The organism is Bacillus sp. FSL W8-0640 (genome assembly GCF_038007725.1).
Classification (GTDB): domain Bacteria; phylum Bacillota; class Bacilli; order Bacillales; family Bacillaceae_G; genus Bacillus_A; species Bacillus_A cereus.
Map to the genome: position 1 here is coordinate 2064337 of NZ_JBBOXT010000001.1, position 12790 is coordinate 2077126.

Consider the following 12790-nt stretch of genomic DNA (forward strand, 5'->3'; position numbering starts at 1 on the left):
ATATCATATGACAAAAGCGGAGAAAGGTGAGTGCCTAGTTTTCATGTTTTCATAAAAAATTGTTAAAAATGTGAAATGGAGTGATTTTTTTATAGTTTTTGGTCGCCATATTCAGTTGATTATGCTAGTATAAATAGGGTTGATATAGTAGTATAGAGACAGAATGAAAACTGAAAGAGGGTAAGAAGTATGTGTGGTTTTGTAGGATGTTTATGTGAAAACCCTAGAGAGTTTTCAGAAACAGAAAAACATCAATTTGAAAATATGAACACGATGATTTTCCACCGTGGTCCAGATGACGAAGGATATTTTCGTGATGAACATGTACAATTTGGCTTCCGCCGTTTAAGCATCATTGACTTAGAGGCAGGACATCAGCCGCTAACTTATGAAAATGATCGATATGTAATTATTTTTAATGGTGAAATTTACAACTATGTAGAATTACGTGAAATGTTACTTGAAAAAGGTGCAACGTTTGCAACGCAATCTGATACAGAAGTTATCATTGCATTGTATGCACATATGAAAGAAAAATGTGTAGACTACCTTCGTGGTATGTTTGCATTTATGATTTGGGATCGTGAAGAAAAGAAACTTTTCGGTGCACGTGACCACTTCGGTATTAAACCTTTATACATCGCACAACAAGGTGATACTACATTCTTCGCATCTGAGAAGAAAAGTATTATGCATGTGATGGAAGATAAAGGCGTTAATCCAACGTCACTACAACATTACTTTACGTACCAATATGGTCCAGAGCCAGAAACTTTAACAATTGATGTTAATAAAATCGAGCCTGGTCATTATTTCGTAAAAGAAATCGGTAAAGAGATGGAAATCCATCGCTACTGGAAACCTTATTTCAATGCTTCAAGTGCAACGAAAGAGGAGCATATCCAAGCAATTCGTGATGTGTTATATGATTCAGTAAAAGTGCATATGCGTAGTGATGTACCAGTAGGTTCATTCTTATCTGGTGGTATCGATTCATCTATCATCGCTTCTATCGCAAGAGAAATGAATCCAAATCTTTTAACATTCTCTGTTGGTTTTGAGCAACGTGGTTTCAGTGAAGTTGATGTTGCGAAAGAAACTGCTGAGAAATTAGGCGTTAAAAACCATAACGTATTCATTTCAGCGAAAGAATTTATGGATGAGTTCCCAAAAATCATTTGGCATATGGATGATCCTTTAGCTGATCCAGCAGCTGTACCATTGTACTTCGTTGCGAAAGAAGCACGTAAACATGTAACAGTTGTTCTTTCTGGTGAAGGCGCAGACGAGCTATTTGGTGGTTATAACATTTACCGTGAGCCAAACTCACTAAAAATGTTCTCTTACATTCCTAGCCCAGGTAAGAGCGTTCTAAAAGCATTAAGTGGTGCTCTTAAAGAAGGATTTAAAGGTAAGAGCTTCCTAGAGCGTGGATGTACACCAATTGAAGAGCGTTACTATGGAAATGCTAAAATCTTCCGTGAAGAAGAAAAAGCTGAATTAATGAAGTATTACAATGAAAGTGTTAACTATATGGATATCACGAAACCATTGTATAACGAGATTAAAGATTATGATGATGTAAGTAAAATGCAGTACATTGACATGTTCACATGGCTACGCGGTGACATTTTATTAAAAGCTGATAAAATGACAATGGCAAACTCATTAGAACTTCGTGTACCGTTCTTAGATAAAGAAGTATTCGATGTTGCATCTAAAATTCCAACTGAATTTAAGATTGCTAACGGAACTACGAAAGCTATTTTACGTGAAGCAGCACGCGGAATCGTTCCAGATCACGTATTAGATCGTAAAAAACTTGGATTCCCAGTACCAATTCGTCACTGGTTAAAAGACGAAATGCATGATTGGGCTATAAATATTATAAACGAAAGTAAGACAGAGCATTTAATCGACAAACAGTATGTATTAAACTTACTGGAAGCACATTGTGCAGATAAAGGCGATTATAGCCGTAAAATTTGGACTGTACTTGCGTTTATGGTATGGCACCAAATTTATGTTGAGCATAAATACGATACGAATAAGTTCCATGAAGAAACAAAACGTGCGTATAGCTTAGTTTAATTAGAAAAACCTTAAGATCGCATACGGTCTTAAGGTTTTTTTCATAAATAGGAAGTATTATTGATACAATAATAGTAAAAGGATGGACAACATATGATTACGTTTGAGAAAGTTACTGTAGAAAATGAAAGCGTTGTTAAAGAAATGTTTAAATCGCATAGTTTAGGTGAGAAAAAGGTACAGTACTGTGTGAAAGTTGATGATACATATATTGGTGTAATAGATTATAGTGTACAAGAGGAACGGGCTGTTTTATCACAGCTAATTATTCATTTTGATTACCAAGGTTACGGTTATGGTACAAATACGTATTTTACATTTGAAGAAATGATGAAACAAAGAAATGTGAAAGAAATAAAAGTGCTACAAGAGAAATTAACAGAAAAGGCGAAGTCTTTCATAGAGAGTTTTGGTTTTGCTTCAGAAGATGAAGAGTATGTAAAGAAAATATAACGATGATTATTTATGCGATACAATAAATATAAGGCAGGTGGATGTATGACGATGACTTCTGGTCTTGTATTAATTGGAGGGTGCTTTATAGTAGCAGAATTATGTCATATAATCATTCGGAAAAGAATGAGTAAGAAAAAAAAGCCGTATGAATTACAATACATCCCTGTCTTTTTCATTATGTTTTGTATGCTTAGTACATTACAAAATTTAATGAACTTTCCACCACTTGTAAATGTTTTTTTAAAGTTTGGTTTACTTTATAGTGGTGTTGGAATAGCACTTTTATTTATTTTATTTTGCATACGTTATGTTCACTATCAATCGTATATATTTATTTTAAATTGGTTAAAGCAAGATGATAGAAACCGCCTTACATAAGGCGGTTTTTTTATTTGCAATTGTAACAGAACCTGTACATTTCACATAAAATAGGACGAGTAGAAATGCAAACATATTACAAGAAAGGGGCGGGGCAATAAAATGAAACTTGTTATAGACGCAGGGCACGGTGGATATGATTCTGGTGCTGTTGGTAATGGTTTAGTAGAAAAAAACTTAACACTTCAAATTGCTAGACGCGTTCGAGACATTTTAACGGTAAATTACCCAATTACAATTAAAATGACACGTGATAGTGATGTGTTTATTTCTTTATCTGAACGTGCTAATATTGCTAATGCTTTCAGTGCGGATTATTTTATTTCATTTCATATTAATAGCGGCGGGGGTACAGGTTTTGAAAGTTATATTTATAATGCGTTATCCAATAGCAGCACTGCATATGCAAAGCAACAAAAAATGCATACAGCTGTCAATCCTGTATTAACAAAATATGGTCTTCGTGATCGAGGAGCAAAAAAAGAAAATTATGCGGTATTAAGAGAAACCACAATGGATGCAATTTTAACTGAGACTGCTTTTATTGATACAGCGTTTGATGCAAATTTATTAAAAAATCCACAATTTATTGAAGATCTAAGTCAAGCGTATGCAAATGGAATAGCAGCTATTTTTGGAGTAGCTCCAAATCCACAACCCCCTAACCCACAACCGACACCTCAAACGAAGGGAATCGCTTATATTCTTGGGAAAAATGTAAATTTAAGAAATGGTCCATCAACTTCTTCCTCAGTTATTCGTCAATTAAATTCTCCAGAATCTTACGTTGTATATCAGGAAAGTAACGGATGGCTAGATTTGGGGAATGGGCAATGGGTGTATAATGATCCTTCGTACATTAATTTTGTAAAGACAAGCAATAGTGATGGAAGCCCGATTGGGGTTGCATATATACAAGGGATGAATGTAAATTTAAGAAGTGGTCCATCAACTACATCTGCAGTTATCCGCCAATTAAATTCTCCAGAATCTTATTTAGTATATATAAATGAAAATGGTTGGTTAAACCTTGGTGGAAATCAGTGGGTATATAATGACCCAGCGTATATTAAATATACTCAATATTAGGAATTAAAATGATAATGCAATATGGATGCGTATCCTTGTTATGTATAACAAGGATACGCATTTTAATAACAACATTTATTTTCATACTTATGCACTATGTTTTAAAAAGAAACATTAGAAAAGCGGATAGAATCTAAATAGTATATATTAAAAAAGTTTTCTTATATACATTGACAATGTATATAAGATACATTAATCTTTAAATGTTAATGATAATCGATTTCATCTAGGGAGGACATATGATACATACTAAAAAACTAATTATGTTCTGCATTATGATACTCATGGTTGTAATTGCAGGATGTAGTAAAGAAGAGAAAAAAGAAAATAATATATCAGCGAAAGCAAAAGATTCATATACGGTAAAGCATGCAATGGGTGAAACGACAGTAAATGGTACACCTAAAAAAGTTGTTGTTTTAACAAATGAAGGCGCAGAGGCTCTCCTAGCTGTGGGCGTAACGCCAGTGGGGACTACGAAACCACGTGCTGGTGATGAATGGTATCCTCATTTAGCGAAAGAGTTAAAAAACACGGAAGTTGTAGGAACTGAACGTGATATTAATTTAGAGGCTGTAATGAAGCTTAAGCCAGATTTAATTATCGGAAATAAAATGCGTCATGAAAAAATATATGATCAGCTAAAAGAAATCGCACCAACTGTTTATGCAGAAACATTACGCGGTGATTGGAAAGAAAACTTTACACTTTATACAAAAGCTGTAAATAAAGAAAAAGAAGGGCAAAAAGCTCTTGATGATTATAAAAAACGCATTGAAGGAATGAAAGAGAAGTTAGGCGATAAATTGAATTCTAAAGTTTCTATTATTCGTTTCGTGCCAGGTGATGTTCGTATTTATCAAAAAAACTCATTCTCGGGTGTTGTTTTAAATGATATTGGATTTAAACGACCACCATTACAAGATAAAGATGATTTTGCGATAAAAGGAATTACAAAAGAGCAGATTCCAAATATGGACGGAGACTACTTATTCTATTTCACGTCTGATAAAGATGTAGATAAGAATAATGAAGGAAATTCGTTAGCGAAGGAATGGACAGAAGATCCACTCTTTAAGCAACTACAGGCTTCTAAAAATAATAAAGTATTCCAAGTAGATGAAGTGATTTGGAATACAGCAGGTGGTATTGCAGCTGCAAATCTTATGTTAGATGATATTGAAAAATATTTTCTGAAGTAAATGAATAGTCGAGTGCATCCCTTTAAATAAGTGATGCACTTTTTTGTTTGTTAAAATACAGAAAATTCCTTCTTTTGAGTGTAGATAAGTTGTACAATTAAAACAATCATGTGATAAAGGAGTGGGGAAGAATGAAAGCTACTCATAAAGATTGGATTTTATTTAACGGAAGAATTGTAAATACGAAGGAAGAACAGCCGATGATTCCATTAGAGGAGAGAGGCTTTCAATTTGGTGATGGTATATACGAGGTATTCAGACTATATGACGGGAAGCCACATTTATTAGATTTACATTTAGAACGATTCTTTAACTCTATGGCAGAAATAAAACTAATTCCACCATTTACGAAGGAAGAATTAGTAGAAGAGTTATATCAAATGATTGAAAAAAATCAGTTTCAAGAAGATGGGAATGTATATTTACAAATATCAAGAGGTACACAACCGCGCAATCATGTATATGAATCAGATTTACAACCGACATATTTTGCAAATCTTGTTTCGTTCCCAAGACCAGTTGCTTCAATGGAGGCAGGGATTAAGGTGACAGTAGAAGAGGACATCAGGTGGAAGTTTTGCCATATAAAATCTTTAAATTTGCTTCCTAATATCATGATCAAAAACAAAATAAATGAACAAGGGTATCAAGAAGCAATATTAGTACGAGATGGTATTGTGACCGAAGGGTGTCATTCCAATTTCTTTATCGTGAAGAATAATAAGTTGATTACACATCCAGCGGATTATTTCATTTTACATGGTATTACACGTCACTACGTAATTACATTAGCGAAAGAGTTACATATCGATGTAGAGGAACGAGAGTTTTCATTACAAGAAGTATATGACGCTGAGGAGTGCTTTTTTACAGCGACGCCACTTGAAATATTCCCAGTCGTTCAAATTGGTGATGAACAGTTCGGGGCTGGTGAAAGAGGACCAATTACGAAAAAACTACAAGCTGCATACGAAGAGAGTATTCGTTTGTTTAAAGTGACAAATTAATCATGAAGAAAAAAGCTGGTATTCTTCCGGCTTTTTTTCATGATATAATTCAAGCATAGGACAAGTTTTGAAAACGCTGTAAAAAGGGGATTTAATATATGAATTATGAAGATTTTAAAGAAGTAATTCACGGAAGACGAAGTGTTAGAAAGTTTACAGATCAAGAAGTATCTACTAATGATATAAAAGAAATAATTGATTGTGCTCGTTACGCACCGAGTGATACGAATTCACAAACGTGGGAATTCTTAGTTATCATGAATCGAGAGAAGATTAAAGAAATTGAACAAATGACATGGGATGCATTACATAAACTTGCGGCAAAAGCAGCAGAAAATGGAGAAGAGAAAGCAGGGAAATTACTTACACGTTCTTTCGGACCATATGCAACAGCTTTCTCGGAGGCACCAGTATTAATTGTATGTTTGGCAACACCATATGAATCAAAGTTCCGTGAAAAGATATTTGATCCAATTGCTTTTGTTCCAGATTCCGTTTGGGAAGAAGAAGGCATTAAGAGTAGCTGTTTAGCGGCACAAAACTTAATGTTAGCTGCACATGCAAAGGGACTTGGTACTTGTCCAATGACAGGGCCAGTATTGCTAGCTCAAGATGAACTGCGCCAATATTTACAAATTGCGCCTGAAAAACAAATAAATATGGTTATTTCACTCGGATTTCCGAAAGATAAACCGAAGAAACTTCCAAGAAAAGAAGTAGATGAGATTACAACGTTTGTTTTTTAATTGCTGTATAGAAAAGACATTGAACTAACAATGTCTTTTTATTTTTGAGGGTATGTAATTCATATGTTGGGCTAAAATGATAGATAAGAGGGAATTACTATTTATTTCATAAAAAAAATTAATGTTCTATTAAGGAAAGTATGATACATTAATCGTGAGCAAGATTCTATTTGTTCATGAAAGTGTTGAAAGTAGTCTCAAAATTTAAAAGTTATTTTTGTATAATAAATTATAATGAAGTTACAGGGGGATGAATTTTGAAAAAATTCATAATCACTGGATTGTCTGTATTGTTATTAGTTGGTTGCGGTGCTCCACAGGAAAAAGAGGACGCGCAATCAAAACAGGAAGAACAAGTTGTAAACGCAAGTGATGAGAATATGGTTGTATTTCCTGAAGGAGCAATGTCAATTGGAGAAGGGAAAGTAAAAGTTATTACTCCAGATGGTACTTCTGAAAACGGCAATATACCGACTGTATTCATCAAAAAGGATACGTTAATTCAGCAAGTTGAATTAGAACTTTCTAATTTTCAAAGTGATAAAGAAACATTCGTATTTGTAGATCAAATGTATACAGATAAACATCAAGTAACTAGTACAACGCAGACAACAGTGCAGTTAAAAGAAAAAACGCTGGAAACAGGTAGTCATACAATTACTGCAGTTCAGTATGAAAACAATGACCCGAAAGGAAAGGTTATTAGTTTTAATCAAGCAACATTTGAGACAAAACCTGCGTCTTAACAAGAATAAAAAGTACATTACTCAAAAAGTAGTGTGCTTTTTTGTTTGGACTAGAGTGTGCAAGAGTGAATAACTTATTTCATTTTCTAATACGATTAAATAGGAAGTAATCACTTGTTACTACTATGACAGAGAAAGAGGTTGAAGATGTGAATCGGTGTATTCGTATCGTCTTGATTAGTATGATGATGGCAGTATTTTGGTTTACGATACAAGAGATGATTCAAGCTACGCTCAATTATCAAATTCATGACTTATCAATAGGAGCTATTTGTTTTACCATTGTTTATCTATTATATCCCGCACTAACGGGCAGTAAGACCTTACCTTAAAACTCGGTATAGGTGAGGAGATTAGGTGGGAGATCAACTGCCTGTAAATGCACGATTGATGAGGGCTGATAATCATTGGAGATGAACAAACTCTCCAATGATTAAAGTTTCACTTTATGATAAACTCGGATTAAGGTGAGTTTTGCAAGAAAAATGTAGGTATTTCATTTGAAATGTCGAATAGTACATACGATGTCGTAATAACAAATTTTCTATTGTTTACTGTGAAACAGGAGAAGGAGAGATAGTAATGAAACGAGCTCTTATAAATATTGATTATACATATGATTTTGTAGCTGAGAAAGGCGCTTTAACATGCGGGAAACCAGGACAGGAAATTGAGAAGGAAATTGTACATATAACGAAGCAATATATTGAAAATGGAGATTACGTTGTCTTTGCTATTGATAAACATGAAGAAAATGATGTATATCATCCAGAATCAAAGTTATTCCCGCCTCATAATATAGCTGGTACAAATGGAAGAGATTTGTTTGGTGAATTACAAGATGTGTACGAAACATATAAAAATGCAGAGAATGTATATTACATGGATAAAACACGGTATAGTGCATTTGCAGGAACAGACTTAGAGATGAAGCTAAGAGAAAGAGGAATAGCAGAAGTTCATCTTGTAGGTGTTTGTACTGATATTTGTGTTCTTCATACAGCAGTAGATGCTTATAATAAAGGGTTTAAAATTGTAGTTTTTGAAAAGGCGGTTGCATCTTTTAATGCACAAGGGCATGAATATGCACTTGGACATTTTAAGTCATGCCTACATGCAGAAGTGAAGTGAAAAAAGAGGCCTTTAAAAAAGGTCTCTTTTATTTGTCCTTGTTCATTGAAAACAGCTACCGCAACGCCTAATAAATTGAGTGGTCTTGATCCGACAACTTCTCTAATTTCTTCGATATACCCCATTGTAGGTAACCTCATTAAGGAAAAATAAGAGCATATAAACTATTCGTTATTATATAAATATATTCCTCTTTATAAATGTAAGAGATGTCAAATATCTCATGTGTTTTATTTGGTAAAATATACATCAAAAAAGGTCAAACAAAAACTTTGACCTTTTTTGACCAAATGTTATAATAAAGGCAGAAAGAGATAATCTTTCATTCATAAATAATAAGGAGGAAAAAATATGCGTAATTTATTTCCAGAGATAACAAAACGTCAAAATGGTATTTTTGATTTTGGGCCTTCTTTATTAGAAGGGATGACAGATGCTTTCTTTAAGCCACTGAACATGGATACTTTTAAAGTAGATGTTCATGAGCAATCTGATAAATATACTGTGAAAGCAGATTTACCAGGTTTTCAAAAAGAAAACATTCAAGTTGATTTTGAACAAGATGTATTAACGATTCAAGCAACTAATCATAATGAAGTAGAAGAAAAAAATGAGAATGGCACATATATTCGTAAAGAACGTTCTATAGGTTCTGTAACTCGACGCTTTAGTTTTAAACAAGTTGAGGAAGAAAATGTTAGAGCAAATTATAAAGATGGCGTACTGACAATTGAATTGCCAAAATTGAAAGAAGAAAAAAGTAGTAAGACAACAATTAATATCGAATAAAAGAGCTGATAAATTCAGCTCTTTTTTTACGTAGTTAATGAATAAGTGAGTTGAAATCGTAATGAGATGAATAAAGTTTTAACGTATAAAAAAATTTCACGATTTGCTCCCCCTTAGGTTATTAAAAAGGGTATATTTAAAGGGAAAGGAAAAAGAACAGCTAGACATACTGTTTAAAGTGAATTAGTAATAGAGTCAAAATACATAGTAAGGGTAGCGGCATTTTAGATTAGGATAATAGATTTTTCTGGAACAAACTTAGGCGATTATGAATTTTTTAATTAGTAAGGAAGTGGTTAAATGAGCTTATTAACGTATACGGAAGAATTTTTTAATTATGTAAGAGAGTTTTTACTTTTAAGATTTTTACTATTTGCTTTAGTTTTAATCATTATTTCTTTTGTAATAAACCGTATTATTGATTGGTTTTTTAGGAAATCAAGCTTTTTTGATGAAGAGATAGAGCAGACGATTCAAAGTGTAATTCGATCTATTTTTAGATATATCATTATCATCAGTCTTATCATATATTTAATTAGCCAATTTGTAGATATAAAAAGTATTATTGCAGGTGCAGGGATAGCTGGAGTTGTCATCGGTTTTGCTGCACAACAGATGCTAAAAGATGTTATATTAGGCTTTGCAAGATTAGCGGACAAAGAGTTTCGGGTTGGTGATTTTGTAACTTTTAACGGAACAAATTCAGGAACTATTGAAGAGATTAGTATTCGTTTTATGCAAATTCGTGAATGGTCAGGAAAACTACTTACCATCCCGCACGGAGAGATTAGAACGATACAAAATTTTAATAAAGGATGGATGCGTGTAATTGAACGCATCACGGTAAGTTATCAGGAAGATCCAACAAGAGTGAAGGAATTGTTAGAAGAAGTATGTGTTATATGCAATGAAAAATTGAATCAAACTCTTTATAGAGTAGAGGATGAGGCTGTTGAACCATTTAAATACGTCGGTGTTACAGACTTAAATCCTAACTTGAAATATGTTGGCTATGAATTTTGTATTACAGGTTTAATAAAGCCAGAAGATTATTTTGAAACTTCTAGACAAGTAAGATTTGAATTAATGTCTATGTTCCATAAAAATCAAGTGCAAATGCCAGCAGCGAATATGGTTGTTACTACTGAAGGTTTACAGCATATCCATGGTGGACAATCTTTATCGGACAGCTAAAGTAGAATCGTTTGTTAACAAAAATTCTGCTTCCAACATTGGATAGAATAACAATAATAAAATGATTGATATAAAGAAAGGGCTGAAGGAATTCGGTTCTTTTTTTATTTATAGAATTTAGAAATTTCTTAATGTTATAATTGTAGTTGGTGATGAGAATGAACTTTGAAGAAAAAGAGATGCGTCGTTTAGAAGCATTAAAAGAAATTGCTGAATTATTAAATGAAGCAACAAACTTACAGGATATGTTAGAAAAAGTGTTGCATACATTGTTACAAGTAATGAATTTACAAACAGGGTGGATATTCTTTATTGATGAAAGTGGAAAGCACAGTATGCTTGTAGACGAAAATTTACCAGAGGCTCTTACGTGGCAAAAGAAGAAGCCGATGTGTGAAGGAAACTGTTGGTGTGTAGAACGTTTTGTGAATGGGAGATTGGAAAAAGCGACTAATATTATTGAATGTAAGCGAATAGAAGATGCAATTGAATGTAATTGGGGAGAGACAGAAGATGTTACACATCATGCGACAATTCCGCTTAGGTCTGGATCAGAAAAATTTGGTCTACTAAATGTGGCTGCACCTCATAAGACTCATTTTTCTGAGGAAGAGTTAGCATTATTAGAATCAATTGCATTTCAAATTGGAACGACAATACAACGTATTCAATTAGTTGAGAAAGAACGTAAATATGTAGTGGTAGCGGAAAGAAATCGACTTGCACGTGATTTACATGATTCAGTAAAACAATTGTTATTTTCTATTATGCTAACAGCGAAAGGTACTCTGAATATGACGCAAGATAGAGAATTGCAAGAGATGTTAAGTTATATTGGGGAATTATCACAAGAAGCATTACAAGAGATGACGCTATTAATTTGGCAATTAAGACCTGAAGGATTGGAGAAAGGATTAGCAGAAGCAATTCAAAATTACGGGAAGTTATTAGGAGTTCAAGTGGAAGTTCGAATTGATGGGATGGTTTCAATGGGGGATGAAATAGAAGAAGTTTTATGGCGTATTAGCCAAGAGGCGCTACATAATTGTAAAAAGCATGCTTCGTGTGAAAAGGTACATATTCTTTTGAAAATAGAAAATAACCAGTTACATTTTTACATAGAAGACAATGGAATAGGATTTATACAAGAACAAGTAAGGGAATCAGCACTTGGCCTGAAAAGTATGAAGGAACGTATTCAGTTAATGAAGGGATCGTTTCAAATTATAACAGAGCTGAAAAAGGGTACAAAAATAGAAATTCAATTGCCGATTTGAAGGGGAGAATAAGGTTGAAGATTAAACTGCTACTAGTTGAGGATCATCATATCGTTCGAAGAGGACTTGTATTCTTTTTGAAAACGAGAGAAGAATTTGAAATTATTGGGGAAGCGGAAAATGGCGAAGAGGCATTACATTTCGTGCAAAAAGAAAGACCAGATGTCGTACTAATGGATGTATCGATGCCGAAAATGGATGGAATTGAGGCAACAAAACGTCTAAAGCAATATGATGAGACAATAAAGGTACTTATATTAAGTAGTTTTTCAGAGCAAGATTATGTTATACCAGCACTTGAAGCTGGAGCAGATGGTTATCAATTAAAAGAAGTACAACCTGAGCAACTTGTCGCTTCTATTATTGCAGTACATCAAGGAAATGCGAATTTTCACCCGAAAGTAACACCTGCATTAATGGGGCGTTCTGCAGTAAAGAAGGAAGTAGAAAATCCTTTTTCAATGTTAACGAAAAGAGAGCAAGAGGTACTTCGCGAAATTGCGAAAGGAAGAAGCAACAAGGAGATTGCAGCAGAACTTCATATTACAGAACAAACTGTGAAAACACACGTTTCAAACGTTTTAGCTAAATTGGAAGTGGATGATCGTACGCAAGCCGCATTATACGCAGTGAAACATGGAGAGAATTATTCATAAGCATGAATAATTCTGTTATATCGTATGA

The 12790-nt window shown here is 33.7% G+C and carries 14 protein-coding genes and 1 pseudogene; 14 read left to right on the plus strand and 1 reads right to left on the minus strand.

Features of this window, described 5'->3' with window-relative positions; genetic code table 11:
- Positions 1-189 precede the first annotated feature (189 nt).
- From asnB to N2V80_RS10835, 10 genes are all read left to right on the plus strand, one after another.
- A complete protein-coding gene (asnB, locus tag N2V80_RS10790; protein ID WP_000333816.1) occupies positions 190-2091 on the plus strand; it encodes an asparagine synthase (glutamine-hydrolyzing) in 1902 nt (633 codons plus the stop codon).
- A gap of 93 nt (positions 2092-2184) precedes the next feature.
- Positions 2185-2544 carry a GNAT family N-acetyltransferase gene (locus tag N2V80_RS10795; protein ID WP_000627522.1) on the plus strand — a complete coding sequence of 120 codons (360 nt, stop codon included), beginning with the start codon at positions 2185-2187 and terminating at the stop codon, positions 2542-2544.
- 51 nt (positions 2545-2595) lie between these two features.
- Positions 2596-2925 (plus strand): hypothetical protein, encoded by a 330-nt coding sequence (locus N2V80_RS10800; RefSeq protein ID WP_000200459.1) that lies wholly within the window; start codon positions 2596-2598, stop codon positions 2923-2925.
- Between the two features lie 102 nt (positions 2926-3027).
- Complete coding sequence (locus N2V80_RS10805; RefSeq protein ID WP_048567962.1) at positions 3028-4014, plus strand: N-acetylmuramoyl-L-alanine amidase; 987 nt, start codon at positions 3028-3030, stop codon at positions 4012-4014.
- Between the two features lie 239 nt (positions 4015-4253).
- Positions 4254-5216, plus strand: coding sequence for an ABC transporter substrate-binding protein (locus N2V80_RS10810; protein ID WP_061655665.1), 963 nt, complete (start codon positions 4254-4256; stop codon positions 5214-5216).
- Between the two features lie 131 nt (positions 5217-5347).
- The gene (gene dat / locus N2V80_RS10815) at positions 5348-6223 is read left to right on the plus strand and encodes a D-amino-acid transaminase (protein ID WP_044584419.1); all 876 of its coding nucleotides are present in this window, start codon (positions 5348-5350) and stop codon (positions 6221-6223) included.
- A 98-nt stretch (positions 6224-6321) separates the two neighbouring features.
- A complete protein-coding gene (locus N2V80_RS10820) occupies positions 6322-6969 on the plus strand; it encodes a nitroreductase family protein (protein ID WP_001105283.1) in 648 nt (215 codons plus the stop codon).
- 257 nt (positions 6970-7226) lie between these two features.
- The gene (locus N2V80_RS10825) at positions 7227-7715 is read left to right on the plus strand and encodes a hypothetical protein (protein WP_000713496.1); all 489 of its coding nucleotides are present in this window, start codon (positions 7227-7229) and stop codon (positions 7713-7715) included.
- A gap of 125 nt (positions 7716-7840) precedes the next feature.
- Positions 7841-8047 carry a hypothetical protein gene (locus tag N2V80_RS10830; protein ID WP_000136534.1) on the plus strand — a complete coding sequence of 69 codons (207 nt, stop codon included), beginning with the start codon at positions 7841-7843 and terminating at the stop codon, positions 8045-8047.
- Positions 8048-8297: 250 nt separating this feature from the next.
- The gene (locus N2V80_RS10835; RefSeq protein ID WP_000816757.1) at positions 8298-8846 is read left to right on the plus strand and encodes a cysteine hydrolase family protein; all 549 of its coding nucleotides are present in this window, start codon (positions 8298-8300) and stop codon (positions 8844-8846) included.
- Between the two features lie 29 nt (positions 8847-8875).
- Here N2V80_RS10835 and N2V80_RS10840 read toward each other — a convergent pair.
- Positions 8876-8971 (minus strand): annotated as a pseudogene (locus N2V80_RS10840) (DNA mismatch repair protein MutT); the annotation flags it as partial.
- A 226-nt stretch (positions 8972-9197) separates the two neighbouring features.
- On the opposite strand from N2V80_RS10840, the gene N2V80_RS10845 reads away from it, so the two are divergent.
- From N2V80_RS10845 to casR, 4 genes are all read left to right on the plus strand, one after another.
- The gene (locus N2V80_RS10845) at positions 9198-9635 is read left to right on the plus strand and encodes an Hsp20/alpha crystallin family protein (protein ID WP_001245053.1); all 438 of its coding nucleotides are present in this window, start codon (positions 9198-9200) and stop codon (positions 9633-9635) included.
- Positions 9636-9935: 300 nt separating this feature from the next.
- The gene (locus tag N2V80_RS10850; RefSeq protein WP_061656012.1) at positions 9936-10829 is read left to right on the plus strand and encodes a mechanosensitive ion channel family protein; all 894 of its coding nucleotides are present in this window, start codon (positions 9936-9938) and stop codon (positions 10827-10829) included.
- Positions 10830-11008: 179 nt separating this feature from the next.
- Complete coding sequence (gene casK / locus N2V80_RS10855; protein ID WP_170924154.1) at positions 11009-12106, plus strand: two-component system sensor histidine kinase CasK; 1098 nt, start codon at positions 11009-11011, stop codon at positions 12104-12106.
- Between the two features lie 14 nt (positions 12107-12120).
- Positions 12121-12762, plus strand: a complete 642-nt coding sequence (gene casR / locus N2V80_RS10860; protein WP_000694629.1) for a two-component system response regulator CasR — start codon at positions 12121-12123, stop codon at positions 12760-12762.
- Positions 12763-12790: the final 28 nt, after the last annotated feature.